Origin of the sequence: Streptomyces sp. RG80, assembly GCF_040446465.1 — a bacterium.
In the GTDB taxonomy this organism is placed as follows: Bacteria; Actinomycetota; Actinomycetes; order Streptomycetales; family Streptomycetaceae; genus Streptomyces.
Genome location: NZ_JBEAAJ010000002.1, coordinates 590,086 through 614,418 on the forward strand (window position 1 = coordinate 590,086; position 24,333 = coordinate 614,418).

Sequence of the window (24,333 nt, forward strand, 5' to 3'; positions counted from 1 at the left end):
GATGACACAGGCCCAGACCGACATGGCCATGTTCCTCGGAATCCTGGCCGTGCTGTCCGTGGTCCCCTGGGCGGTGGCGCTTCGACGCGCCCACGCCCACGGGGACTGGGACCGTACCTCGTCGCTGGTCTTCCTGACCGGCGTCCTGGCCAACCTCCCGACGGTCGCCTATGTGCTGCACACGGGCCGGCCACAACGGCTCGACCCCCTGGGCGAGGTGGTGATCGGATTCCCGCGGTGGGTGCACCTGATGGGGCTGGCGGCGAACGGTCTGCTGCTGGTCGTCTGCGGAGTGTTCTTCCTGCACCGGCTCCTCGTCGGGCGAGCCCGCGTCAACACGGCCCCTCTCGTCGCGATGACGCTCGTCGTGCTGGTCGCCCTGTCCGACGGACTGCGCGGTCAGCAACTCCTCGTGCCCCGGCAGATCGTCCTCCTGGCCGTCCTGCTGGCGGCGGCCGTCGCCCGGCCGGGACGCCCGGCGCTGCTGGGCGGGGCAGCGGTCGTCATGCTCTTCACGGTCCTGGGCGGGATGGAGGCGCTCGCGGAGCCGAGGTCGGTCCTGCGGGAATGCCGGGTCGACAACCCGTGCGGGCCTCTGGGGGTGCTCTACACAGGTGCCTTCACCAACGAGAACATCTTCAGCCTGCTACTGATCGTGGGCCTTCCCTTCGTCTGGCTGGGGCTGCGGGGCCCCGCCCGTACCGCGCTCACCTGCTACGTCGCCTTCATGGCCGTCACCACCGGGAGCCGACTGGCCGGGGCGGCCGCCGTCGTGGCCGTGGTCTTCCTGATGGTGCTGCGCCCGAGACTCCCGGACGAGGCGGGCCCGCGGCCTCGCGAGAGTCCGGCCCCCGGTCGGATCCTGCTCGGCGTGCCTGTCCTCGGCGCTGTTGCCGCCGCGGGACTCTCCATGCCCTTCCTGCGCCCGGAAGCCGACCGGCTCGGCGACCGCTCGACGATCTGGGAGATGGCCACGGAGGAGCTGCGGGACTCGCCGTTCATCGGCTTCGGCGCCAAGGCCTGGTCGGCGAAGTACCAGGCCGGCGAGATACCCGCCGCCCTTTCCCCCTCGGTGCACAACCAGTGGATCGACGTCCTCTACGCGGGCGGCCTGGCCGGTCTCGCACTCTTCCTGCTCCTGCTGATCCACCTGCTGGTCCAGGGCGGCGTGCGCGGCTTCCCCGCCGCCTCGAGCGTGCTGTTGCCGGTCCTGCTCGCCTCGGTCCTGGAACGCCCCTGGTCGTTCGGCATCAGCAACTCGCTGACGTTCGCTCTGCTCGCTGCCGTTCTCATCCCCGCGGCAGCGCGTTCAGCAGCCCCTGAAGCGGCTCCAGGGTCCAGTTCCAGTCCAGCCGCCGAGCCTGTTCGTACGACTCCTCGCTTGCCCGCCGCCACCGCACCGGGTCGCTCAGCCCCTCGATGACCGAGGCGAAGGTCTCCTCGGTGTACGGCACGGAGCCGCGCAGCAGATCGAGGTGGCGCCGCCAGCCGGGGACCAGGACAGGTAGGCCGTACGCCAGGTAATGCAGGTGTTTGGCCGAGAAGCCCTCCTGCCGCAGCAGGTCGCGAGTACAGGTGATCAGCCCGAACTGGTACTGCTCGAGCACTTCGGGCGAGGCGTAGCCGCGATAGTCCAGGCCGAGGCGGGGGTCGGGCGTGGGGCCGCCGTAGACGTGGATGTGCGGGTAGCTCCGGCTTAGCCGGGCCAGCAGCGGCAGGTCGATGAACCGCGAGCTCAGCGAGCCGAGATAGGCGACCCGCGGCGGGTCGGCGAACCGCGCCCGCTGCCGGACCGGAGTGCAGCCCCAGTTCAGCTGGAGGTAGTTGTGCCCACTGATCCCGTACTGCTTGCTCGCGTACCGCGCGTAGGACTCCCAGGAGAAGGACAGGTGCTCCATGTCCTCCAGGAAGCGGGTCTCCCAGCCGCGGAACCTCCGGTGCTGGCGGTCCGTCAGCCGACCTTCGCACAGCACCTCGTCGGCCCACGGGTTGGGACAGTCGTACAGCGTCCGCGCCGACGTACCGGTGGCGAGCACCCCGGAGTCGAAGGGCGTCTCGCAGATGACGACGTCGTAGTCGTCGAGGCGCAGTTGCCCGGCGAGGATACGGCGGCGCAGCCGGTGGTCCGCCATCAGCACGTAGTACGAGAGATGCCGGCGGCCGAATCCCCACCGCCGGGTGAGCAGCTTGGAGGCCACGTCGTTGGCGTACAGGGCGAGCCGGGCCGGGCGCAGCGATCCCGGGAGCATCCTGCCCAGGCTGCCCGGCTGTCCGGACGCCCTGGCGAGGAAGCTGGTGTCGACCAGGTGCACGTCGTGGCCGTGCTCGCGCAGGTACTTCTCGATCGCGAGCGGTTTGACGCTGTTGGCGTAGCCGTCGAGTTGGGCGACGATCAGGACGCGTCGGGATTTCATGGGGCTTCCTCGACTTCCGGGGGACGGGAGGGCTGGAGTTCGGGCAGGAGCAGGGCCGTGGCGAGCGCGAGACCGGTGAGGACGGGAAGGCCAGCCAGTAGCAGCGGCAGCACACCGTGCAGGCCGAGCCGCAGGACCAGCAGGTCACCGAGGACAGCCACGGCCGTGGCCGCCGCGGTCGCGGCCGGCCAGCGCCGGGGCAGTCGCTGCTCCCGCAGTCCCGCCAGGCGCCGACAGAGGACTACGAAGTAGACGGAGCCGGCCATGATGCCCAGCGCGGTCGCCAGCACCACGCCGACGACACCGAACAGCAGCGTCAGCGGCACGGTGAGGGCAAGGTTCACTGCTGTCGAGAACCACGAGTAGCGCGCCTCGAGGCCGGGTCGGCCGACAGCCCGCACGAAACAGGTGCGGATGCCGGTGAGGGCCACCTGGACCGAGTAGCCGGTCAGCAGGACCGCGGCAACCGCGCCGCTCAGGGCGAGGGCGGTGCCGAGCCAGACCTGCACGGCAAGACCGACGGCCGCCATGGTCACCACGCCGTACGTCAGAACCAGCGGCAGCCAGCGGGGCTGAAGGAGGTGGAACTCCCGTGCCGCGCCGACGAGTCCGTGCCGTGCGTAGACATGGGTCATGCGGGTCAGGATCGGCGGGAACGCGTACAGCGGCAGGCTGCGCAGTGCGGTGGCCGCCTGGTAGCCGGCAGCGTAGATGCCGACGTACCGCACGGGCAGCAGCGCGGCGATCACCAAGGCATCGATCTCCCCGTTCAGGAAGACGGTGAAGCCGGAAAGTTGCATGCGCGCGGCGTAGCCGCCGAAGTCCCGACGTTCGGCCCGCAAAGGCAGCAGCGGTCGCCGGATCCTCAGGTGTCGTGCACCGATGGCCAGCCCTCCGAGGGTCACGAGCAGATAGCGGCCCGCTGCCAGTACGGCGAGCAATGGCAGGTCCGGCCCGTGGTCGATCAGTGCGGTCACGGCGACGGCGTAGGCCAGACACGACCCTCCACTGACCCCTGCCAGGGCACGGAAGCGGGCGTTCGCCTGGAGCAGCGCGACGGCTGAGTTGGAGGCGAGCGCCAGGGTCAGCAAGGGCCCCAGTGCCAGCAGCAGTTGCCCTGCCTCGTCGCGGAGCCGTGTCGGTACGTCGAGAGCAGTGACGAGTGTCGGGGTCAGTGCCAGGCACAGGCAGGTGACCACCGCTCCCAGCCCGACGAAGACCGCGAGGGACCCGAAGACGAGGCGTCCTGCTCCCTCCCTGTCGCCCCGGGCCGCGTGGCGGGCGTGGAAGCGGGCCAGGGAGGCGCCGATGCCTCCGTCCAGCACGGTGAGCGTGGCCAGCAGGACCAGGATCAGCGACCAGACACCGAACCGGTCGAGGCCGAGCCGGCGGATGAGGTAGGGCGTGAGCACCAGGTTGGTGAGCAGGGGTGCGGCCTGGGCCAGCGCGCTGAGGCCCACCGCCGGGAGCAGATTCCGCGAGGACATGCCGGTCCCGCTCACCGTCAGGCGCGTGGAGTGGCTTCGGGACCGCATGGGAGCCTCACTGTCCGGCGGGCGGATGCCCCGTCTCGACCGTCCGCCACCGCGCCCGCAGCTCCGCCTTGTCCAGGATCAGCGCGTACTGGCCGTCGATCATCTGGGACCGCACGATCGGCGCGGTGCTGAACCTCGCGTCGGAGGCGTTCAGGTGGCGCAGGCCGAGTACAAGGTCGCGCAGGTCGCCGTTGGACATACGGTCGTCCACGCTGACGGCTCGGGTGATGGCGTCGAGCATCCGTGCGGTGCCCAGGGGGTCGGTGATGCTGACCTCGGCCCGGACCTCGCCGACGATGCTCTGTAGGAACTGCTGCTGTCGCTTGATGCGGTCCAGCTCGCCGCCGGGCAGGCCGTGCCGCTGGCGGACGTAGGCCAGGGCCTCGTCGCCGTCCATGATGTGGGTGCCCGCGCTGAAGTGCTGGTCCTGTTCCGGGTCGTAGGCGTCCGTCGGGACGGTGACCCTCACGCCGCCGACCGCGTCCGTCAGGGCCTTGAACCCGTGCCAGTCGACGACGCCGAAGTGGTCGATACGAGTGCCCGTGAGCTGCTCCACGGTGCGGATGAGCAGCGGTGGACCGCCCCAGGAGAAGGCGGCGTTGACCTTGGCGGATTCATGGCCCGGGATGGGGACCCAGCTGTCCCTGGGGATCGACATCGTGTAGGCGCTCTGTTCGTCGCCGCTGAGGTGGACCAGCATGAGGGTGTCGCTGCGCTGGGCTCCGTACCGCCACAGCCGGCCCGTGGCGTCACTGCCGGTGGTGGGTTCCTTGGAGCGGCTGTCGACGCCGGCCAGCAGGAAGGTCGTCCCGCCGTCGTGGGCCGGGGGCTTGGGCGGGCGTGGCTCGGTGGGGAAGGCGTCGGGAATGCGGGTGACCTGGTCGCCATAGTGGTCGGTGCCCCACCACACGGCGCCGACGGCGAGTCCCGCCAGCCCGAGCAGCGCGGCGAGGACGCACACCAGTGCCGCGCGCAGGAGGCGGCGCCGTGACCGGCTCCGCTCTCGCGTCGCCCAGGTGGGCCATTGGCGTCGCCCGGACATCAGATCTCGTCCGGATGGGTGGCGGAGCAGGCCAGTTCCTCACAGACCCGGTCGACGGCCGCGTCGGAGAGCCCCGGATAAAGCGGCAGCGGCACAAACTCCGGGAACAGCGTCTCCGCGCCGGGCAGCCCTTCGGGTGGGGTGAGGGCGGTGGCTCGGAAGAGGGGCATCTGGTGCAGCGGGGTGAAGTGGACCGATGTGCCGATTCCGTGCTCGGCCAGGCGGTCGACCAGCTCGTCGCGGGCCGTGCCGTACTCCTCCGTGACCCGCACGACGTAGAGGTGCCGGGCGTGCCGGCCCGGGGTCGTGACGTCCAGGGGCTGGAGTCCGGAAACCGCCTTCAGCGCGTCGTCGTAGTGTTCGGCCCAGCCGGAGGCGAGCACGCGGCGTGCCGCCCGCCGGGCCTCCGGGCTGATCCAGGTCGCGGCGAAGGGTATGCCCGTTTCCTGCGGGGGCCCTGTCGCGTGAACGTGTGGCCGGGGCCGCAGCCGGTGGACTGTCATCTCTCGCTCCCCGGTTCCGGTGCTCTTGGGGGCATGACGACGCCTGCAATGCGTCCGAATGGCGTATATTTACGTCGTATACGTACACCTTGCCCCCGGAGCCGCATAGAGTCAACACAGCAGCGGGTCGACGATCACCTGGAGGCACGGCATGACCAAGGGCGCCAAGGGCAAGGGCCCCGAGGAGGCTCCGGCCCGTCGGGCCAGCGACCGTGGCCGCTACGGTCGCCTCAGCCGTGAGCGTGTCCTCGCCAGCGCCCTGGACCTCGTCGACCGCGACGGCCTCTCCGCGCTGAGCATGCGTCGTCTGGGCGCCGAGCTCGGGGTCGAGGCGATGGCCTTGTATCGGTATGCGTCGAGCAAGGACGCGCTGCTGGACGGGCTGGTCGAGGCACTCCATCTGGAGCTGGAGGAGCGGCTGGGCGCGGAGGCGGTTGCGTCCGAGTGGCGCGCCGAGCTCGGCCGGGTCGGGCGGGCTACGTACGAGGTCTGCCTGGCGCATCCCCAGGTCGTACCGCTGCTGTCCACCCGCATGCTCGCCGTCCCGCTCGCCCGGCGGCCCCTCGCCACCCTGCGGCACCACGAGCGCGTGCTGGCACTGCTGCAGGAGGCGGGGCTCGACGCGGAGCGCTCCGCCGCCGTGTTCCGCGCCTTCACCGGCTGGGTGCTCGGGTACGTGTCCGTCGAGCTCCAGGCCATGGTGGACAACCCCGAGGAGCCGGACCCGGGGTTCCGGCTGGGACTGCACCACATGCCGGCGCAGGAACTGCCCCGATTGCGCAAGGTGGCGCCCGCGCTCGCGGAACGGGGCGGGCCGGAGGGGTTGGCGGCCGGGCTGGACGCACTGCTGGAGCGGTTCGTCGGGGAGCCGTGAGCGTCGGGGCGTTCCGAGTCAGTTCTACGTCTCGGCGATCTTCCTTTGTGTGAATCCGAGGGAGATCGCCTACTCGTACAACTCTTCGGTCGCCGGACACGTCTCATGACCGGGAACTCGCGTTCCCCATGGTTCGACCGTCCGCCACCGTCGATTCACTCCGAGGTACCCGCATGTTCCAGGCCGTTCCCGCCCCTCGCACGCTTCGCCGGGCCACCGGTGCGTTGGGTGCCGTCGCGCTGATCGCGCTGGGGGCCGCCCCCGCCGCTGCCGCCGACGCCCCCTCCCCCGGGCTGGTGCTGGGGAAGATCGCGCCGGTGGACGGCCTGAAGCCGGGTGACAGCTTCGACGTGCCGGCGTCCTTCACCAACACCGGCACCGAGGCACTGCCCAAGGTCTACCTGTCGTACGACATCAGCCAGGGCCTCGGGATCGACGACGTCCCCTCCAACTGCGTGTCGTACGAGGTCCTTTCCATGGACGAGGCCCCGCGCGGTACCGATGTGATCTGTGAGTTCGACCAGGCGGTGAAGCCCGGCGTCGTCTACGCGCCCGAGAAGACCCAGGTGATCGACGCGCTCGACAACGCGTTGTACGACCAACTCCGCGTGTCGGTCTCCACGTACAACCCCGGCGGCGAGGACAACCACGGGGAGTCCACTCCGGGGACCGCGCCCGCGGTCAAGCTCGTGGAGCGGCCCGAGGCCACCCCCGCCCCCGCCGGCAGCGCGGAGCACGACGGCTGGGACGCGGCCACGGTGTCGGTGACGTCGGTGAACACGGCCGACTTCAAGGCCGCCGCGTCGAAGGTGATGGGCAAGGTCGGGGACACCGTGCCGCTGGCCGTGAACTTCATCAACGCCGGGCCCGCCTGGGTCCAGGGCGCGTCCGACGTCCCGGTGACCAAGATCCGCGTGGCGATGCCGGCCGGAACGACCGTGGTCAACGACGGCGGCTGCAGGAAGCTCGAGACGCGCGTCTACCAGTGCGGCACCGCACAGGACTGGATCGAGGCGGGCAGGACCGAGACCCACACCTTCAAGCTGCGCATCGACAAGGCGGTCGAGGGAGCCAAGGGGTCGGTGAAGCTGGGCAGCGAAGCCCGCCCGTTCGACGAGAACAAGGCGAACGACAGCGCCGACATCCTGACCGACGTCGCCGGCAGCGGCGGCGGTTCGACGGGTGGGGGCGGTTCCACCGACGGCGGCGGCTCCGCGACCGGGGGCGGTTCGACCAGCGGCGGCGGGTCCACCACCGGCGGGGGCGGCTCCACCTCGTCCTCGACCGGCGGTTCCGGTTCCGCCACGACCGGCTCCACCGGCTCCTCCGCCGTCGACGGCGACCTGGCGAGCACCGGGTCCTCCTCGGCGCTGCCTCTCGCGGGCGCGGCGGCAGCGGCCATCGCCGTCGGGGCCGGCGCGGTGCTGGTCGTACGACGCCGGAAGGCCCAGCAGTAGGCCCGCAGTCATGACGAGGCCCCGGAGGCGGGCGACCGCTCGCCTCCGGGGCCTCGCCCATGTCACAGGCTTGGTCCATGTCACAGGCCTCACCCACGTCACAGGCCTGCCTCGCCTACGTCAACCATCGCCGTGAACGACCTGGGCATGCGAAAAGGGCCCTCACCGGCTCTCGCCTGTGAAGACCCTTCACACCGTCGGGACGACAGGATTTGAACCTGCGACCCCTTGACCCCCAGTCAAGTGCGCTACCAAGCTGCGCCACGTCCCGGTGTCCGTCTGACCTGGGGTTTCCCCCGGCCCAACGTGCAGGGAAACAATACCGCACTCGGGTCGGTGGTCGCGCACCCGTTTATCCGGGACCGACCTTCCGGAGCGGGGCATCGGCGCGTACGAGGTCGCGTATCGCGGGGACCGAGAGCAGGCAGGCGCAGACGACGAGGCTGGTCGCGCCGGCGGCGAGCAGGACGTGGTCGGCGCCGAGCGCCGTGGCGGCCGGGCCGGCCAGGGCCTGACCGACAGGCATCAGGGCCAGGGAGCCCGCGACGTCGTAGGCGTGGATGCGGTTGAGGGCGTCGGCCGGGACCTGGGTCTGGACACTGGTCGACCACATCACGCTCCAGAACGCCATGCCCGCCCCGGCGACGGCGGCTCCGGCCGCCATGGCCGGTACGCCGAGACCGGCGCCGACGCTCGCCGGGAACGCGCCGAAACCGACCAGGGCGACGGCCCCGGCACGGAGCATCCGGCGAGGCCGCAGACGCAGGGCGAGCAGGCCGCCGATCACCGTGCCGGCGCCGAGAGCGGAGTTCACCAGCCCGTAGACGCGTGGGCCGTGTTCCTGGACCACTTCCGTCGCGACCAGGGGCACGGTCGGGCCCGAGACGGCGATCATGTAGAGACCCCAGATGGCGATCACGCCCCAGAGCCAGGTGCGGGATCTGAACTCCCGCCAGCCTTCGACCAGATCGGCCCGGTAGGTGCTGATCGCGTGGGGCGCCGGGTGCTCGTCCGGGGCCCGCGGGGGCAGGCGGAGCAGGAGGAGGCACAGGGCGCTCACGGCGTACGTCGTGGCATGGGCCGCGAAGACCCCACCGGGCGAGGCGAAGCCGACGAGCACCCCGGCGAGGGCGGGGCCCGCGAGCTGGGCCACGGCCTCGGCGACGCGTATCGCGCCGTTCGCGCCCTGGACGTCGCCGGCGAGACGGCGCACGGTGCTCGCGACGCCGGGCTGGAACAGGGCGCCGGCCACGCCGTTCGCGAACCCGATGGCGCAGATCTGCCACAGCACCACGTGCCCGGAGAAGAAGAGACCGGCGGCCAGTGCCTGGGTGCCCACGCGCACCAGGTCGGCGCCGATCATCAGCCTGCGGGTGTCGAACCGGTCCGCGATCACCCCACCGAAGACCACGAGCCCCGCGAAGGCCGACGCCGTCGCGGCCATGGCGAGACCGACGGCGCCCGCGCCGTACCCGTGCTGGAGCAGGCCGGCGGCGAGGGCTACGGGGAGCATGGTGTCGCCGAGTCCGGCGACCGCCCGCGCGGCGAAGAACAGGGCGAAGTTCCGCGACCAGACGGCGGGTGGTGCGGGTGGCGGTGCGGCCTTGTGACCCCGCCGGCCGACCGGGTGGTCGGCGTGCGACGACATCCCGGTCACGTCCGCGTCACCCCGCACACCCTCCCCCGACCGATCCCCGTGAGCCTCGGACCCGTTCACCCCGGCCGTCCCCCGTTCCGCCTCCGACGGCTACGGCTCGGGATCATGCCACGGGACACCGACAACACCCGAAGGATTTCCACCGTCCGCCGTGCGCCACCCCGCTTCCCCCTCCCGTCCGCTCAGTCGGCTCAGTCCGTCGCCGTCCGCCCCAACTCGGGGTAGGAGTCGAGGAGTCGGGGCGGGGCCGCCTGGCGCCAGGAGTCGGTCAGGATGTCCCGCAGTTCGTCCTCGTCCTCGAGTGCCGCGAGCCGGGCCCGCACCCAGGCGAACTGTGCCTCGTGCTCGGCGATCCAGAACTTCTCCGGCTCGGCCAGCACCAGTTCGTTCCGCTCCTCCTTGGGGCAGCGCACCGCGATGGAGGTCTCCTCCTCGGGCAGCGTGGCGAACATCTTGCCCGCGACCCGGAAGGTGGGCATGCTCCAGGCGATCTTCTCGGTGGTGTCCGGCAGGGACAGGGCGATACGGCGTACGTCTTCTGCATCCGGCATGGCAGGCACCGTAGTCGCTCGCACTGACAATCACCTGGTGGGAGCGCTTGCCCCCAGCTGCTTGTAGTAGAGGGTGGTGGGTCGCAGCACGCCGGCCGGGTCGGCCGCGTAGTCCGGGATCACCCCGGCGCGGGTCCAGCCGGCAGTCGTGTAGAGGTGCTCCGCCGGACTGTCGGTCTCGGTGTCCAGGTGCAGGAGGGTGACACCGGCCTCGGCGGCGGCCTCCTCGGCGGTCGTCAGCAGCGTGCGGCCCAGGCCCCGGCCGCGAGCGTCCCGGTGCACCATGAGCTTCACGAGTTCGGCGCGGTGGCGACTGTTGGGCTTGTCGGGGAAGGCCAGGCTGACGGTGCCGACCACCCGGTCCCCGTCTTGGGCCGCCCAGATCGCGAGTGTCCCGACGGCGACGCCGGCAGCCCGCTCCTTCCACCATGCGGTGGCCTCGGCACGGTCGAGGGGGCCGAGGAAGCCGATCGATGCGCCCCCGTCCACGGTGTCGACCATCAGGTCGGCCAACGCGTCGAGCCGGTCCAGCACCTCGGCCGCGCTCAGACGCTTCAACGTCCCGGTCGTCCCGGTCACGGCAGCACCACCGCCAGCACGTACCGCACCGGCTTAGCCCCGGCGCACCGGAACCGCGTCGGCCCCCACACCCGCAGCCGTAGACAGTCCCCGGCGTCGAGACGGTGCCCGGTGTCCTCGGCGGTCACCTCGAGCGCCCCCTCCAGGACCCAGATGTGCTGCTCCAGGCCGGGTACGGGCGGCCGGTCGTACGCGATGTCGGCGCCCACGGCGAGCCGTCCCTCGACGAGTTCGCCGCGCAGCCCGGTGTGCGGCGGCGACACGGACCGCCGTACGAAGCCGGAGGCCCTGTCCTCCCACACCGGCTGCTCGGCGGCCCGCACCAGCAGGGCGGGCTCGGCCTCGACCTCGCTGAGCAGCTGGGACATGGTCCGTCCGTAGACCCCGCACAGGCGGTTCAGGAGGGAGGCGGTGGGGCTGATCTCGGCGCGCTCGGCCCGCGAGAGCGTCGACCGGCTCACCCCGCTGCGCTCCGCCAACTCCCCCAGCGACCAACCACGTTCGGCCCGCAGCTCGGCGAGGCGGGACCCGAGCCGCGCGTCGACGGGGTCGGCCCCGGCCTCGACTGCATCCTGTTTCATATCGGGGATGGTATCCCAGATATGGGATGCCCCCAGCGTCCCGGCACCGCCAGCGTCCGCACCACCCGCTTGACCGTCCCAAAGCCGACGAAGAGGCTGCGCAACCCCGCCACCGCCCGCTCCAACAGATCCGGCCCATGCCCTCCCCTGCCACCCAGAGGTGGTCTGAGCAGTGACGCTGCGACCTGCAAGCCGCTGAACGCAGGACGCCCTTCACCTTCACCGATGGGCCGGAATGGCGGGCTCGTCGCCTCGGTCCGGGCCGGGAGGATCATCGTCACACGCATGACAGCCCAGACTGCCTCCAGCCGGTGGCCGGTTCCCTACGGCCGGGCCGCGTCCCCGAGCGCTTCCAGTACCGGGCGGATCAGCGGGTGTTCCTCCGCGCCCCGCCGTACGGCGGCGAAGACCCGGCGGGTGGGCGCGACCCCGTCGACGGGCCGTACGACCACGCCGGCGAGGTCCATGCCGATCAGCGCCGAACGCGGCACCAGGGCCACCCCCGCCCCTGCCGAGGCCAGCGCGACGACCGCGCGGAAGTCGTCCGAGGAGTGCTCCAGGCGGGGCTGGAAGCCCGCGGTCTCGCAGGCCAGCACCACCACGTCGTGACAGGGGTTCCCGGGGTACGGCCCGATCCACGGATCCTTGGCCAGCTCCGCGAGCGGCACCTCGCGCTCGTCGGCCAGCCGATGGGCCACCGGCACGACCGCGTCGAAGGGTTCGGCGTAGAGGAAGACGTGGGTCAGCCGAGGGTCGTCGGCCGGCGGCGCCCCCCGGTACTCGACGGCGACCGCGACATCGACCTGCCGGTCCAGGACCATCGGCAGGCTGGCGTCGCCCTCCGCGTCCTGTACGCGGATACGGATGCCGGGCGCGGTGTCGGCGAGGCGGGCCACGGCCGGGGCTACGACCAGGGCGATGCCCGTCGCGAAGGAGGCGACGGTGACCGTGCCGGCCTCGCCCGAGCCGTACGCGGCCAGCTCGGCCTCCGCGCGCTCCAGCTGGGCGAGGACGGCGTTGGTGTGGCTGAGCAGGATCTCGCCGGCCGCGGTGAGCCGTACGCCCTTCGCACCGCGCTCGACCAGGCGGTGGCCGGTCTCCTGTTCCAGCGCCGTGAGCTGCTGGGAGACCGCGGAGGGGGTGAGGTACAGCGCGGCGGCAGCCGCCGTGACCGTGCGGTGGTCGGCCACCGCACGGAGGATGTGGAGCCGCCGCGCTTCGATCATGAGATCGATTGTCTCAAATGCCCCCGTGTGCTCCCGCTCAGCCCGCCGACCCCGCCGACCGCGCGGGCTTCACCGGCCCTGCGGGCTCCACCGAACCTGCCGACCCCGCGGCCGTCGCCGCGTCCAGCTCCGCGCGCGCGGAGACGAACGCGTCCACGGCCCGGTCGACGTCCTGCGTAGAGTGCGCGGCAGACAGCTGGACACGGATGCGCGCCGCCCCCTGCGGTACCACCGGGTACGAGAAGCCGATCACGTACACGCCGCGCTCCAGCAGCAGCTCCGCCAGCCGCCCGGCCTTCCCCGCGTCGCCGATCATCACGGGTGCGATGGCGTGGTCGCCGGGGAGGATGTCGAAGCCCTCCTCGGTCATCCGGCGGCGGAACAGGGCGGTGTTCTCGGCGAGCCGGACGCGCAGGTCGTCCGCCGACTCCAGCAGGTCGAGCACCTTCAGGGAGGCGGCGGCGATCACCGGGGCGAGCGTGTTCGAGAACAGGTACGGGCGGGAGCGCTGGCGCAGCAGGGCGACGATCTCCGCGCGTGCGGCCACGTAACCGCCCGACGCACCGCCGAGCGCCTTGCCCAGCGTACCGGTGATGATGTCCACGCGGTCCATGACGCCGTGCAGTTCGGGGGTGCCGCGGCCGCCGGGGCCCACGAAGCCGACGGCGTGCGAGTCGTCGACCATGACCATGGCGTCGTAGCGGTCGGCGAGGTCGCAGATCTCGCGCAGCGGGGCCACGTAACCGTCCATCGAGAACACGCCGTCGGTGACGATCAGCCGGCGGCGGGCGTCGGAGGCGTCCTTCAACTGCGCTTCCAGGTCGGCCAGATCGCGGTTGGCGTAGCGGAAGCGGCGGGCCTTGGACAGCCGGATGCCGTCGATGATCGAGGCGTGGTTGAGGGCGTCGGAGATCACCGCGTCCTCGGGGCCGAGCAGCGTCTCGAAGACACCGCCGTTGGCGTCGAAGCAGGAGGAGTACAGGATGGTGTCCTCCTGCCCGAGGAAGGCGGAAAGGCGTGCCTCCAGCTCCTTGTGCACCTCCTGCGTACCGCAGATGAAGCGCACGGACGCCATGCCGTAACCCCAGCGGTCCAGGGCCTCGTGGGCGGCGGCGACGACCTCGGGGTGGTCGGCGAGGCCGAGGTAGTTGTTGGCGCAGAAGTTCAGCACCTCACCGGGGCGGCCGCCCGCGGTGACGGCGACGGCCCTGGACTGCGGGGTGCCGATGACACGCTCGGGCTTGTGCAGACCTGCGGCGCGGATCTCGTCGAGGGTGGTGCGGAGATCGTCACGGACAGAGTCGAACATGGGAGAGGCTCCTAAAGGGTTACGCAGTCCAGGGAGTTGCGCGGTCCGGGCAGTTACGCAGTCCGAGCGTTACGCGGTCCAGTCGAGGATGACCTTGCCACCACGGCCGCTCGCGGCATCCGCGAACGCGGCCTCGAAGTCGCGGTAGCCGTAGCGGCCGGTGATCACGGGGGCGAGGTCGAGGCCGCCCTCCAGGAGCACGGACATCGCGTACCAGGTCTCGAACATCTCACGGCCGTAGATGCCCTTGATCGTGATCATCGAGGTGACGATCCGCGCCCAGTCGACCGGGAACTCCTCGGCGGGCAGGCCGAGCATGGCGATCCTGCCGCCGTGCGTCATGTTGGCGATCATGTCGCGCATGGCGGTGGGGTTGCCGGACATCTCGAGGCCGATGTCGAAGCCCTCGCGCAGGCCGAGGGAGCGCTGGCCGTCGGCGATCGTGGACTCGGCGACGTTCAGGGCGAGGCTGACGCCGATCTTGCGGGCGAGGTCCAGGCGCTCCTCGCTCACATCCGTGACGACGACGTTGCGGGCGCCTGCGTGCCGGGCGACCGCGGCCGCCATCAGCCCGATCGGCCCGGCACCCGTGATGAGCACGTCCTCGCCGACCAGCGGGAACGACAGCGCGGTGTGCACGGCGTTGCCGAACGGGTCGAAGATCGCGGCGACGTCGAGGTCCACGGGGACGCGGTGCACCCACACATTGGCGGCGGGCAGCGCGACGTACTCCGCGAAGGCGCCGTCCCGCCCCACGCCCAGCCCGACCGTGGCCCGGCACAGGTGCCGCCGCCCGGCGAGACAGTTACGGCACTTGCCGCACACCAGGTGGCCCTCGCCGCTGACCCGGTCGCCGACGGCGATGTCGGGGACGTCCCGCCCGGTCTCGACGACCTCGCCGACGAACTCGTGCCCGAGCACCAGAGGCGTACGGATCGTCTGTTGCGCCCAGCCGTCCCAGGACCGGATGTGCAGATCGGTGCCGCAGATCCCGGTGCGCAGCACCTTGATCAGTACGTCGCCGGGTCCGACGGCGGGCTCCGGGACGTCCGTGAGCCACAGCCCGGGCTCCGCCTTCTCCTTGACCAGCGCCTTCAACGCTACGGCTCCTGTGGGTGCGGTCCCGCGCGCGTGCACGCCGAAGAGGCCCGCGTCCGGGAGGAGTGGGTGGGATCGCGTAGCAATCTGCCGTACGGCGGCGCCCCGGGTCCATCGAGGTTTTCTTAACCCGCGCCGCAGTTCCGCTTCACGCCCGCCGCCGTCGGCGGGGAACACGGGACCGGGCGTGCCCGTTGGTATCGGCAGGGACGCACCGGACCGACGGGGAGCCACACATGAACACCGCACGTGATCTCGCTGTACTCGCCCTGGCCGCGTCGCCCGAGACTCCCGTCGAACAGGGCGACGTCTCCCTCGCGCTCGCGGGCGCCGAACTGCTGGACCTCGTCGAAGCCGGCGCGCTCACCGTCGACGCCGACCACATCGTGCCCGGGGCCCGACCGCAGACCGGGGACCACCTCCTGGACGAGGCCGCCGCCGCTTTCGTACGACAGGAGCCGTACGAGTCGGTCGAGGACTGGCTGTGGCGCCGGGGCCAGGGGCTGTCCGCGGCCTACTCCGCCGCCCTGGAGTCGGAGGGCCTGGCGACCCGGTCCCGGGCCCGGCGCCTTCCGGTACGCCCCGGGCGGACCGTACTGCTCGACACCCCGGAGCGGACCCGCGCCGAGGAACGACGCGCGTCGGGCGAGCCCGTCTTCGCCGCACTGGCCACCGCCGCCGGGCTCCAGGACGACCAGCCGGACACCCTCGAGGACCTGACCGACGACACGGTCACCGCCGTTCTGGCGGCCGTCGGGGACGCGGTGATGGAGCTGGAGGGCGTGCGCCAGCGGCGGGCGATAGAGAACTCCGCGTTCGACAACATCTGGCGGGGCGGGGTCTGACCCCCGGAGCGGAGCTCGAGCCCGGGGCAGACGGCGTCAGCGGACGGCGTCAGAGCGGGAGGCCGTCCGCCTCCATCCGTTCCAGCCGCGTGACGAGTTCCGCCGCCGAGGACTTGATGGTCTCCAGGCCCTGCCTCCCCCAGGGTCTCGGTTCCACGTCGACGACGCAGACCGTGCCGAGGACCATTCCGGTGCTGTCGACGAGCGGTGCGCCGAGGTAGGAGCGGATGCCGAACTCGTCGACGACCGGGTTGCCGGCGAACCGCGGATAGTCGCAGACGTCCTCGAGGACCAGGGCCTTGCGCCGGACCACGACATGGGGGCAGAAGCCGTGGTCGCGCTCCAGATGCCGGCCGAGCTCCGGCTTGGTCTCGTCGGCGGTCACCACCGGCCGGGCGTCCGGGGTGTGCAGGCCGGCGAAGAACTGCCGGTTCTCGTCGATGAAGTTGACCATCGCGTACGGCGCCCCGGTCAGCTCGGCGAGCCGGTCCGCGAACGCGTCGAGCGCGGGCTCCGGGCGCACCCCCAATCCCAGCCCGTGCAGCCGACGGACCCGCGCGGGAGCCTCCTTGTCCTCGGGAGTGAGCAGCAGACGACCGGCGGGGCGGACCGGGTCGTAGCTCATCGGCGGGTTCCGTCGCTGTGGGCGAAGGTCATATGCGGCTCCAGGGCGGTGGGTGCGGGGGTCACATGTGCGCGCCATGGCTCGGCGCGGGTGCCGGAGCGTGGGCGATGAGATGTCGTACGAGGGTCAGCAGGGTCTGGACGCCGGAACTGGAGATCCGGGCGTCGCAGCGCACGATGGGGATCTCCGGGGCGAGGTCGATGGCGGCGCGGACCTCCTCCGGGTCGTAGCGGTAGGAGCCGTCGAACTCGTTGATCGCGACGATGAAGCCCAGGCCGCGCTGTTCGAAGAAGTCGACGGCGGCGAAGCAGTCCTCCAGACGGCGGGTGTCGGCGAGGATGACCGCGCCGAGCGCCCCCTCGGAGAGCTCGTCCCACATGAACCAGAACCGCTCCTGCCCGGGCGTGCCGAACAGATAGAGGACGTGTTCCGGGTCCAGGGTGATGCGGCCGAAGTCCATGGCCACGGTCGTCTCGACCTTGTTCTCGACCCCCTCGAGGTTGTCGGTCGCGGCGCTGACCGTGGTGAGCAGTTCCTCCGTACTGAGCGGCGCGATCTCGCTGACCGCGCCCACGAAGGTCGTCTTGCCTACTCCGAACCCTCCCGCCACCAGGATCTTGAGTGCGGTGGGGAAGGGGTCAGAGCTGTCGTCGTAGTCCATCGAGCACTGCCTCCAGAAGGGCCCGGTCAGTCGGGTTGTGGGTGAACTCGGGGGGCTTGGTGGTGAGCGCCCCGCAGTCGACGAGGTCCGACAGCAGCACCTTGGTGACGGCCGCCGGCAGCTTCAGATGGGCGGCGACCTCGGCGACCGAGACGGGCGCACGGCACAGGTCGAGCGCCTGCGTGTGTTCGAGGCCGAGATAGCCGAGGGGGGTGGCACCGGTGACCATCACCTGCGAGAGCAGATCGAGCGCGATGGTGGGCCTGGTGCGGCCGTTGCTGACCGTGAAGGGGCGCACCAGGCGTCCGGCCGCGTCGTCGAGCCAGGGCCCGTCGCCGGCCGCCGCCACGCTCAAGGCCTCATCGCCGTCGGTTCGCCTGCGTGCTGCCGGGGTGCGGTCACCAGGTAGGGGCGCACGCTCTTGACCAGCATCGCCATCTCGTAGCCGAGGACGGCGGCGTCCGCCTCACGGCCGGCGAGCACGGCGAGACAGGTGCCGGAGCCGGCGGTGGTCACGAACAGCAGGGTCGAGTCCAGTTCTACGACGACCTGGCGGACGTCTCCGCCGTCGCCGAACCGGACCCCGGCGCTGCGGCCGAGCGAGTACAGGCCGGAGGCCAGGGCGGCCATGTGGTCGGCGCTGTCGGTGTCGAGACCGTGGACCGACTTGACGAGGCCGTCGCAGGACAGCAGGACCGCGCTGGTGGTGTGCGGCACGCGCTGCACGAGGCCGCTCATCAGCCAGTCGAGATCGGATACATGGCCGGTCGGCGCTTCGCTCGCCATGGTGGATCGACTCCTTGAGGTACGAAGGTCTGCGGGAGCGCTGGGGGGTGGGGTGGAAACGGGGGTGGTCATCCGGCTGTTGCGCTCCCGTCGTGCCGGGTGGGGGTGTGCTCGGGGCGGGCCGCGGACACGCCGTCGTGCGCGCCGCGCACCTCGGCTATCCGGGCCGGGTCCATGGCGGGGACGTCATGCGGCGGCGCGTCCCGGCGCTGGGCGTCCGGGTGCGTGAGGTCGAGGGGCGCGGGAGCCGGATGCGCCGCGTCGAGGTACGTGGACCCCGTCCGCTCGGGGTCGAAAGGCGTGCCTGTGTCGAAGCGCGGGTTCGCGTCGAAGCGGGTGCCCGTGTCGAAGCGGGGGTCCGTAACGGAGCGGGCGTCCGTCTCGAAGCGCGTGGCCGCGTCGAAACGGGGGTCCGTGTCGAAGCCGTCGTCCGTGTCGAAGCGCGTGGCCTCCGGGCGCGGGAGGTCCAGCCGGCCCGTCTGCACGGGGGCCGAACCGGTGTGCTCCGCCTCCAGGTGTTGCTGCGCCTCGGCGAGGCCGATGCCGCGCTGGAAGGCCGCCATCAAGCCCGGGTCGTGGCCGGCGAGGGACTCGCTCTCGGGACGCGGTGCCGCCGGGCCGTCGCGCAGTTGGGGCGCGATGTGCTCCTGGGCGCGTCGGCGGGGCAGTTGGGGCTTGCCCATGGTGCCGCGCACGGTGCCGGTACGGGGGGTCGGCGGTGCGGCGTTTCCGTCGGCGACGAGGTGCCGGTCGTCGGGGCGGATGCCGGGGACGGCCTCCGCCGGGTTGGGTCGCTCCTGATGGGTGCCGCGCACGGGCAGCGGCACCGCGCTCCCGTCACCACGCGTCGGGGCCGTGACCCGCGGGGCGTCCGGCTGGCGCCGAGGCGTGAACGGCACGACGCGCTGCGGCCCGGTGTCACTGGCGGCCCCGACTCCGATTCCGGCTCCGCCCCCGGCTCCCGCGCCGCCGCCGAGCCCGACTCCGGCCCCGGCTCCGGCTCCGGCTCCACTCCCGACTCCGGCTCCGGCTCCGGCCCCGCCGTACGAATACTGCTGTGGCGGTACAGCGGCCCTGGCCCCACCGACCTGCCCACCAGCCGTCCCACCGGCCACCCCACCGACCGGCCCACCAGCCACCCCACCGGCCGTCCCACCGACCGGCCCGCCCACGGCCCCGCCGCCGCCCGCCGCGCCCCGTGGCGGCGCACCCGCCCCCTCCGGCGGCCTCGGCATGGCGCCCGGTGCGTCCGGGTCGGCGCCGCCCAACAGCCCCTGCGGTACGACGAGTACGGCCTGTACACCGCCGTAGATGTTGGTCTGGAGCCGGACGTTGATGCCGTGCCGGCGGGCGAGCTGTGAGACCACGAACAGGCCGATGCGGCCGTCGGCCAGCAGGCTGCCCACGTTGACCTGGTCGGGGTCGGCGAGCAGGGCGTTCATCTTCTGCTGCTCGCCGACGGGCATGCCGAGGCCGCGGTCCTCGACCTCGACGGCGAGTCCGGAGGTGACGAGGTTGGCGCGGAGCAGTACCTGGGTGTGCGGGGCGGAGAACACCGTGGCGTTCTCGACGAGTTCGGCGAGCAGGTGGATGACGTCGGCGACGGCGTGCCCGCGCAGGGTGCCGTCGATGGGCGGGACGAGTTTGACCCGGGAGTACTGCTCGACCTCGGCGATGGCGGAGCGCAGCACCTCGGTCATGGAGACCGGGTGGCTCCACTGGCGGCGGGAGACGGCGCCGCCGAGCACGGCGAGGTTCTCGGCGTGCCGCCGGATGCGGGTGGCGAGGTGGTCGACGTGGAAGAGGCCCTTGAGGAGGTCGGGGTCCTCGATCTCGTTCTCCAGCTCGTCGAGGATGGAGATCTCCCGGTGCACCAGCGACTGGAGGCGCCGGGCGAGGTTGAGGAAGACCTCGAGTTTCTGCTCGCTGCCCGCCTGGCTGGACAGCTGGGCGGCCTGGACGACGGCGGTGACGGCGCCGTCGTGGGCGCGGGTCAGGTCGGCGGCGAGCAGTTCGAAGTCGTCGGCGTCCTCGGGCGGCCCGCCGCGCGGCTTGCGCTGGGGGGCGCCCTCGCCGCGTCGCAGCGCCTCGACGAGGGCTCGCAGCTCGGCCTCGCCGCGTGCGCTGGTGCGGCGCAGGGCGCCGATACGGTCGCTGACCGTCTTGGCGGCGCGGTCGGCGGCCACGGCGGCGATGAGGATGCCGGTGAGGGTGACCGAGAAGGCGCCGGCGAGGACACCCCACAGGGTGAGTCCGGGTTGTGCGCCGGTGGAGCGGACCGTGAAGAGGACGACTGCCGAGGCGCTGAGAGCGACCGCGATGGGCGGCAGCACGGCGAGCCGCAGCAGCTGTGGCCGTATGTGGGTCTCGGGCAGTGCGGGTGCGGGCCGGGCGGCCGGCCTGCCGTGCCGGCCGCCTTCACGGCGGTCTGCGCGTGCCGCCGGTGCGCGGAGCTGAGACATCGGTGTCCTCGTACTGGTGGTCCGTCGGGCCTGGTCGCCGGGTGGGATCGGGTGCCCGCGGCCGGGCTCCCGGGGTCCGGGGCGCGCGCCCGCGGGTTCCCTGGTGCGCTCGTTCCTGGCGGCGCGCGCTCCGACGCGGTCGTCGGTCACCGGCTTCCCCCGGTGCCCGGTCGCGGTCGAGCTGGGGGGCTCCCCATCGCGTCGACTCCCTCCTCCGGCTCGCGGCTGCACGTACCAGACCCCGCTCCCTGATCCGGCTGGTTCCCATGGCGCCCCCGCAGGGCATGCGCCATCGCGGTGTCGGTCGAGAGCACCGATAAAAATCGGCACTGCGTCGCCCGACGGACACTCACAGTAGTCGCCGACGCATCATGTGCGGTGGGCAGTTGACAAACTCGTACGGAGAGGGTCCCGCTCTGGTATGAGGCCTCGTACGACAGCCCGATAAACCCCTCGGGCGCCTGTCCCAGAAGCGTCAAACTCCGATCGAACCTGCTCAGAAGCGGTCACGGACAGACGGCGAGGGCCGGAGAGCGTGACGCGCGCCGGCCCACGCCGTCAGCCGTTCCGCGGCCCGGGTTCAGCCTGCGGGCACCGCTTCGGGGTCTCCGCTGCCCTCGGTCGCCGCACGGGGAATGTCACGGCCCGTGTCGGTCGCCGACGCCTCGACAACCACGCCGTCCGCGGGCCATCCGCCCGCCGGCGCCGACGCGACCCCGCGCCACCACGGCTCGACCGGCACGGTCTCGGCGGTGGGCTCGAAGGGCTCGCCGGGCCGGGGTACGGCGATCTGGGCCCCTTCCCGACGCGCGGCCGCGAGCGTGCCCTCCCCCGGGTCCGCCCACGGGTGCGTGGCCAGATTGAAGGTGGCCCAGTGGATCGGCAGCATCGGTCCGGCCGACGGCCCGCCCTGGAGGTCGAGGTGGGCGCGCATGCCCTCCTCGGGCGTCATGTGGATGTCGGGCCAGAAGTCGCTGTACGCGCCGATCTGGATCATCGTGGCGTCGAACGGGCCGAACTCGGCGCCGATGTCCTTGAAGCCGTCGAAGTAGCCGGTGTCACCGCTGTGATAGACCCGGTGCCGATCGCCGGCGACGACCCAGGAGGCCCAGAGGGTGTGCTGGGTGTTGCGCAGACCGCGGCCGCAGAAGTGGCGGGCCGGGGTGGCGGTCAGGGTGAGGCCGCCGACCTTGGTGGCCTCGTGCCAGTCCAGCTCGCGCAGCCGGTCGGCGGAGACGCCCCAGTGCTCGAGGTGGGCGCCGACGCCGAGCGGCACCGCGAACAGGGTGTCCGTGCCGGCCAGTGCCTTGATGGAGGGCATGTCCAGGTGGTCGTAGTGGTCGTGCGAGATGACGACGACGTCGACCGGGCCGAGCGCGGCCAGCGGCAGGGGCGCCGGGTGGAGCCGCTTGGGGCCGGCGAAGGGGAACGGGGAGCAGCGCTCGCCCCAGACCGGGTCGAAGAGCACCCGCTGTCCGTCGATCTCCGCGAGCACGCTGGAATGGCCCATCCAGGTCAGCCGCAGCCCGGTGGCGGGCGGCCGGGCGATGTCGGCGAGCGTGGTGGGGTGCACCGGGATCCGGCCGCCGGGGGCGCGGCGGGGCCGCTCGTCCTTGTCGAAGAAGACCTTGGCGAACTCCACCGTCGAGGCGGAGGGCCGGATCCGGGCGACGCCACCCGGGTTCTGGAAGACCCCGTCCTTGAAGTGCGGGGATCTACGGATGCGCGCGAGGCGCTCACCGCTCGGGTCCACGCCGAAGGCCGCGGGCTGCAGCGCGCGGAGCCCGGAGCTCAGGGAACGGAAACCGGACACGGTACCTCCAGGTGGAGTCGGTGAGGCCTTCCATTATGGTCGGCCCCTCCGACAAACCGGGATCGCCCCGGTCACGGCGGCGTGAACTACGCCTCCGCCTCGCCCCACACCGTGACGTCGACCTCGTCGCCGACCGCCACCTTGCCCTGCCGCAGCACGGAGAACTTCGCCCCGAACACCGTGCCGACGGCGCCGCGCCGGTATCCGGCGAGCGTACGGATGGGTTCCGGACCGTCCTTGGCGCCGCGTTCCTGATCGACCAGGGTGACGGCGCAGCGGACGGCGAGCTTCGCGTAGGCCAGTTCGGTGTCGCCGACCAGGACGCGGTGGGCGCGGTCCTCGGTGTGCGGGACGTCCCAGCCGCCGATGACGATGTTGGGGCGGAAGCGGTTCATCGACAGGGGTTCCGCGCCGCGCTCGGCGATCTTCTCGTTGAGCAGGTCGAGGCTGGACCGCGACAGGACGTGCAGTGCCCCGCTGTCGGCCCAGCCCGCGGTGCCCGGCGTCCGGCCGTCGGTCACCCGGTCGTGCTCCGGCGGCACCCGCACCAGCCTGCTGGAGGTGCCGAGCACGTCGGAGAGCCACTCGGCGACGGTGTCGCCCTGGTCGATGCCCCGGTACGGCGCGCCGAACAGTTCGACCGGCCGCCGCTCCCCCGTGGTGTCGACGTCGACGGCCACCTCGTCGTGCCCCGGTGCCCGCAGCGTGAGCCGCTCGCCGACGGCGTCGATGCCGGGCAGGATCAGCGCGAGGCCCGGATGCCGCCGCTGCGTCCGGAACACCCCGTCGTCGCTCACGACCATGAAGGCCCGGTCGTGGGCGAGCCCGGCCGACGTCACCATCGCCTCGCTCGCCGAGATCCCGGCGCAGCCCTTGACCGGGTAGTACGACAACTCGACGACGTTCGCCACGTCCCCGCCCCCTCAGACGACCAGCACGTTCCCGTAGGGAACCCAACCGCGCCGACTCCGCGCGCGTCAATCGGTTTCCGCTCGCGTTGACAGGGGCCGAGACGACTCCCGATACTGACTCGCCGTTCAGTAATTCGCCCCGTCGCCCCGTCGCCCACTCACCACGTGCCGCGCGCGTACCCCACCCGCCCAGGAGAAGCCCCCGATGACCACTCCCCTGCTGTCCCTCACCTGGACCGACCACGTCACCGGCCGCCAGGGCTTCCTGGTCGTCGACCGGCTGGTCCGGGGCGTGTCCAGCGGCGGACTGCGCATGCGCGAGGGCTGCACCCTGGACGAGGTCACCGGACTGGCCCGCGGCATGACCATGAAGGAGGCGCTGCACTACGACCCCGAGAGCCGTTACGTCCCCCTCGGCGGCGCGAAGGGCGGCATCGACTGCGACCCCCGGGACCCGGCGGCGTACGGGATCCTCGTGCGGTTCCTGCGCGCGATGCGACCGTACGTGGAGAGCTTCTGGACCACCGGCGAGGATCTCGGTCTCACCCAGGACCTGGTGGACCGGGCGGCGGCCGAGGCGGGGCTGGTCTCCTCGATCCAGGCCGTGTATCCGCTGCTCGACGACGAGAGGGCGGCCCGGCGGCGGCTCGCGGACGCCTTCGGGGTCGAGGTGGACGGCATCGGGCTCGACGAGCTGGTCGGCGGCTGCGGGGTCGCCGAGTCGGTGCTCACGGCCCTGGACCGGACCGGGACGCCGTACGCGGGGACCCGGGTCGGCCTGCAGGGGCTGGGCACGATGGGCGGGGCCACGGCACGTTTCCTCACGCGCGCGGGGCTCGACGTCGTGGCCGTGGCCGACATCAAGGGCACGATCGCCAACCCCGCCGGACTGGACGTCGAGGCGCTGCTCGCCGCACGGGACGCGTACGGCACCGTGGACCGGGCCGTACTGCGCCCCGGCGACCGCGAACTGCCGGGCGACGCCTGGCTGTCCGTCGAGGCCGAGGTCCTGGTGCCGGCCGCGGTGTCGTACGCGATCGACGCCGCGAACCAGGGCCGGATCACCGCCCGCTGGGTCGTCGAGGCCGCCAACATGCCCGTCCTGCCCGCCGCGGAGGCGCTGCTCGCCGCGCGCGGGGTCACCGTGCTGCCCGACGTGGTGGTGAACTCCGGGACGAACGCCTGGTGGTGGTGGACCCTGTTCGGCGACATCGGCGCCGACGCGGAGGAGGCGTTCGCGCACACCCGCCGCGCCATGCGGGCCCTCGTCGAGCTGATGCTGGCCCGCGCGGAGGCCGACGGCACCTCTCCACGGGCCGCCGCCCACGCGATCGTCGCGGACCGGCTGCCGGTGATCGCGGAACGGTTCGGGTGGTACCGGTGACGGTCGCCTCCGGCGGTCGA

General features: G+C 72.1%; 22 protein-coding genes and 1 tRNA gene. 5 read left to right on the plus strand and 18 right to left on the minus strand.

Going from position 1 to position 24,333, the window contains the following annotated elements; all coding sequences use genetic code 11:
* Window position 1 precedes the first annotated feature (1 nt).
* Window positions 2-1,423 carry an O-antigen ligase family protein gene (locus ABKA17_RS08775; protein ID WP_353691328.1) on the plus strand — a complete coding sequence of 474 codons (1,422 nt, stop codon included), beginning with the start codon at window positions 2-4 and terminating at the stop codon, window positions 1,421-1,423.
* A gap of 987 nt (window positions 1,424-2,410) precedes the next feature.
* Here the strand turns inward: ABKA17_RS08775 and ABKA17_RS08780 are convergent.
* From ABKA17_RS08780 to ABKA17_RS08790, 3 genes are read right to left on the minus strand one after another with little or no spacing between them, the layout of a single operon-like run.
* Window positions 2,411-3,949 (minus strand): lipopolysaccharide biosynthesis protein, encoded by a 1,539-nt coding sequence (locus ABKA17_RS08780; RefSeq protein ID WP_353691329.1) that lies wholly within the window; start codon window positions 3,947-3,949, stop codon window positions 2,411-2,413.
* A 7-nt stretch (window positions 3,950-3,956) separates the two neighbouring features.
* On the minus strand, window positions 3,957-4,991 hold the full coding sequence (locus tag ABKA17_RS08785) for an LCP family protein (protein WP_353691330.1): 1,035 nt from the start codon (window positions 4,989-4,991) through the stop codon (window positions 3,957-3,959).
* On the minus strand, window positions 4,991-5,494 hold the full coding sequence (locus ABKA17_RS08790; protein WP_353691331.1) for a DegT/DnrJ/EryC1/StrS family aminotransferase: 504 nt from the start codon (window positions 5,492-5,494) through the stop codon (window positions 4,991-4,993). The genes ABKA17_RS08785 and ABKA17_RS08790 overlap by 1 nt, the downstream gene beginning before the upstream one ends.
* A gap of 151 nt (window positions 5,495-5,645) precedes the next feature.
* Here ABKA17_RS08790 and ABKA17_RS08795 point away from each other — a divergent pair, with 151 nt between their 5' ends.
* Both ABKA17_RS08795 and ABKA17_RS08800 read left to right on the plus strand, forming a co-directional pair.
* Complete coding sequence (locus ABKA17_RS08795; protein WP_353691332.1) at window positions 5,646-6,368, plus strand: TetR/AcrR family transcriptional regulator; 723 nt, start codon at window positions 5,646-5,648, stop codon at window positions 6,366-6,368.
* Window positions 6,369-6,541: 173 nt separating this feature from the next.
* Window positions 6,542-7,825, plus strand: coding sequence for an LAETG motif-containing sortase-dependent surface protein (locus ABKA17_RS08800; RefSeq protein ID WP_353691333.1), 1,284 nt, complete (start codon window positions 6,542-6,544; stop codon window positions 7,823-7,825).
* Between the two features lie 197 nt (window positions 7,826-8,022).
* Here ABKA17_RS08800 and ABKA17_RS08805 read toward each other — a convergent pair.
* The 8 genes from ABKA17_RS08805 to tdh all read right to left on the minus strand — a co-directional run bounded on the left by ABKA17_RS08805 (window position 8,023) and on the right by tdh (window position 14,826).
* Window positions 8,023-8,096, minus strand: a tRNA-Pro gene (locus tag ABKA17_RS08805).
* Window positions 8,097-8,177: 81 nt separating this feature from the next.
* Window positions 8,178-9,473: an MFS transporter gene (locus ABKA17_RS08810; protein WP_353691618.1), complete on the minus strand. Its 1,296-nt coding sequence runs from the start codon at window positions 9,471-9,473 to the stop codon at window positions 8,178-8,180.
* 200 nt (window positions 9,474-9,673) lie between these two features.
* Entirely contained in the window at window positions 9,674-10,033 is a 360-nt protein-coding gene (locus ABKA17_RS08815; RefSeq protein WP_353691334.1) for an MmcQ/YjbR family DNA-binding protein, read from the minus strand.
* A gap of 30 nt (window positions 10,034-10,063) precedes the next feature.
* Entirely contained in the window at window positions 10,064-10,534 is a 471-nt protein-coding gene (locus tag ABKA17_RS08820) for a GNAT family N-acetyltransferase (protein ID WP_353691619.1), read from the minus strand.
* Window positions 10,535-10,608: 74 nt separating this feature from the next.
* Complete coding sequence (locus ABKA17_RS08825; RefSeq protein WP_353691335.1) at window positions 10,609-11,193, minus strand: helix-turn-helix domain-containing protein; 585 nt, start codon at window positions 11,191-11,193, stop codon at window positions 10,609-10,611.
* 323 nt (window positions 11,194-11,516) lie between these two features.
* Window positions 11,517-12,419: a LysR family transcriptional regulator gene (locus ABKA17_RS08830; RefSeq protein ID WP_353691336.1), complete on the minus strand. Its 903-nt coding sequence runs from the start codon at window positions 12,417-12,419 to the stop codon at window positions 11,517-11,519.
* 37 nt (window positions 12,420-12,456) lie between these two features.
* Window positions 12,457-13,728, minus strand: a complete 1,272-nt coding sequence (locus ABKA17_RS08835) for a glycine C-acetyltransferase (protein ID WP_353691337.1) — start codon at window positions 13,726-13,728, stop codon at window positions 12,457-12,459.
* Window positions 13,729-13,797: 69 nt separating this feature from the next.
* Complete coding sequence (gene tdh, locus ABKA17_RS08840; RefSeq protein ID WP_353691338.1) at window positions 13,798-14,826, minus strand: L-threonine 3-dehydrogenase; 1,029 nt, start codon at window positions 14,824-14,826, stop codon at window positions 13,798-13,800.
* A 236-nt stretch (window positions 14,827-15,062) separates the two neighbouring features.
* Here tdh and ABKA17_RS08845 point away from each other — a divergent pair, with 236 nt between their 5' ends.
* Window positions 15,063-15,671, plus strand: a complete 609-nt coding sequence (locus ABKA17_RS08845) for a GOLPH3/VPS74 family protein (RefSeq protein WP_353691339.1) — start codon at window positions 15,063-15,065, stop codon at window positions 15,669-15,671.
* Window positions 15,672-15,720: 49 nt separating this feature from the next.
* On the opposite strand, the gene ABKA17_RS08850 is transcribed toward ABKA17_RS08845, so the two are convergent.
* The 7 genes from ABKA17_RS08850 to ABKA17_RS08885 all read right to left on the minus strand — a co-directional run bounded on the left by ABKA17_RS08850 (window position 15,721) and on the right by ABKA17_RS08885 (window position 22,929).
* Window positions 15,721-16,296: a GAF domain-containing protein gene (locus tag ABKA17_RS08850; protein ID WP_353691340.1), complete on the minus strand. Its 576-nt coding sequence runs from the start codon at window positions 16,294-16,296 to the stop codon at window positions 15,721-15,723.
* Window positions 16,297-16,357: 61 nt separating this feature from the next.
* Window positions 16,358-16,957 (minus strand): GTP-binding protein, encoded by a 600-nt coding sequence (locus ABKA17_RS08855; protein ID WP_266885475.1) that lies wholly within the window; start codon window positions 16,955-16,957, stop codon window positions 16,358-16,360.
* Window positions 16,935-17,306, minus strand: coding sequence for a DUF742 domain-containing protein (locus tag ABKA17_RS08860; protein WP_353691341.1), 372 nt, complete (start codon window positions 17,304-17,306; stop codon window positions 16,935-16,937). The genes ABKA17_RS08855 and ABKA17_RS08860 overlap by 23 nt, the downstream gene beginning before the upstream one ends.
* Window positions 17,307-17,308: 2 nt before the next feature.
* Entirely contained in the window at window positions 17,309-17,743 is a 435-nt protein-coding gene (locus ABKA17_RS08865) for a roadblock/LC7 domain-containing protein (RefSeq protein WP_046257445.1), read from the minus strand.
* A 68-nt stretch (window positions 17,744-17,811) separates the two neighbouring features.
* Window positions 17,812-20,205: a sensor histidine kinase gene (locus ABKA17_RS47930; RefSeq protein WP_502994172.1), complete on the minus strand. Its 2,394-nt coding sequence runs from the start codon at window positions 20,203-20,205 to the stop codon at window positions 17,812-17,814.
* A 580-nt stretch (window positions 20,206-20,785) separates the two neighbouring features.
* The gene (locus ABKA17_RS08880) at window positions 20,786-22,018 is read right to left on the minus strand and encodes an MBL fold metallo-hydrolase (protein ID WP_353691342.1); all 1,233 of its coding nucleotides are present in this window, start codon (window positions 22,016-22,018) and stop codon (window positions 20,786-20,788) included.
* 86 nt (window positions 22,019-22,104) lie between these two features.
* Window positions 22,105-22,929, minus strand: a complete 825-nt coding sequence (locus tag ABKA17_RS08885) for an MOSC domain-containing protein (RefSeq protein ID WP_353691343.1) — start codon at window positions 22,927-22,929, stop codon at window positions 22,105-22,107.
* Between the two features lie 205 nt (window positions 22,930-23,134).
* Here ABKA17_RS08885 and ABKA17_RS08890 point away from each other — a divergent pair, with 205 nt between their 5' ends.
* The gene (locus tag ABKA17_RS08890; protein WP_353691344.1) at window positions 23,135-24,313 is read left to right on the plus strand and encodes a Glu/Leu/Phe/Val dehydrogenase dimerization domain-containing protein; all 1,179 of its coding nucleotides are present in this window, start codon (window positions 23,135-23,137) and stop codon (window positions 24,311-24,313) included.
* The last annotated feature ends 20 nt before the right edge of the window (window positions 24,314-24,333 follow it).

Excerpts from the sequence above, each read along its gene's own strand:
- ABKA17_RS08820 (WP_353691619.1), bottom strand. The coding sequence starts at position 10,534 with ATGGTCGACACCGTGGACGGGGGCGCATCGATCGGCTTCCTCGGCCCC.
- ABKA17_RS08845 (WP_353691339.1), top strand. The coding sequence starts at position 15,063 with ATGAACACCGCACGTGATCTCGCTGTACTCGCCCTGGCCGCGTCGCCC.
- ABKA17_RS08775 (WP_353691328.1), top strand. The coding sequence starts at position 2 with ATGACACAGGCCCAGACCGACATGGCCATGTTCCTCGGAATCCTGGCC.
- ABKA17_RS47930 (WP_502994172.1), bottom strand. The coding sequence starts at position 20,205 with ATGTCTCAGCTCCGCGCACCGGCGGCACGCGCAGACCGCCGTGAAGGC.
- ABKA17_RS08865 (WP_046257445.1), bottom strand. The coding sequence starts at position 17,743 with ATGGCGAGCGAAGCGCCGACCGGCCATGTATCCGATCTCGACTGGCTG.
- ABKA17_RS08810 (WP_353691618.1), bottom strand. The coding sequence starts at position 9,473 with ATGTCGTCGCACGCCGACCACCCGGTCGGCCGGCGGGGTCACAAGGCC.
- ABKA17_RS08855 (WP_266885475.1), bottom strand. The coding sequence starts at position 16,957 with ATGGACTACGACGACAGCTCTGACCCCTTCCCCACCGCACTCAAGATC.
- ABKA17_RS08835 (WP_353691337.1), bottom strand. The coding sequence starts at position 13,728 with ATGTTCGACTCTGTCCGTGACGATCTCCGCACCACCCTCGACGAGATC.
- ABKA17_RS08800 (WP_353691333.1), top strand. The coding sequence starts at position 6,542 with ATGTTCCAGGCCGTTCCCGCCCCTCGCACGCTTCGCCGGGCCACCGGT.
- ABKA17_RS08785 (WP_353691330.1), bottom strand. The coding sequence starts at position 4,991 with ATGTCCGGGCGACGCCAATGGCCCACCTGGGCGACGCGAGAGCGGAGC.
- ABKA17_RS08850 (WP_353691340.1), bottom strand. The coding sequence starts at position 16,296 with ATGAGCTACGACCCGGTCCGCCCCGCCGGTCGTCTGCTGCTCACTCCC.
- ABKA17_RS08795 (WP_353691332.1), top strand. The coding sequence starts at position 5,646 with ATGACCAAGGGCGCCAAGGGCAAGGGCCCCGAGGAGGCTCCGGCCCGT.
- ABKA17_RS08815 (WP_353691334.1), bottom strand. The coding sequence starts at position 10,033 with ATGCCGGATGCAGAAGACGTACGCCGTATCGCCCTGTCCCTGCCGGAC.
- ABKA17_RS08830 (WP_353691336.1), bottom strand. The coding sequence starts at position 12,419 with ATGATCGAAGCGCGGCGGCTCCACATCCTCCGTGCGGTGGCCGACCAC.
- ABKA17_RS08780 (WP_353691329.1), bottom strand. The coding sequence starts at position 3,949 with ATGCGGTCCCGAAGCCACTCCACGCGCCTGACGGTGAGCGGGACCGGC.
- ABKA17_RS08790 (WP_353691331.1), bottom strand. The coding sequence starts at position 5,494 with ATGACAGTCCACCGGCTGCGGCCCCGGCCACACGTTCACGCGACAGGG.
- ABKA17_RS08825 (WP_353691335.1), bottom strand. The coding sequence starts at position 11,193 with ATGAAACAGGATGCAGTCGAGGCCGGGGCCGACCCCGTCGACGCGCGG.
- ABKA17_RS08890 (WP_353691344.1), top strand. The coding sequence starts at position 23,135 with ATGACCACTCCCCTGCTGTCCCTCACCTGGACCGACCACGTCACCGGC.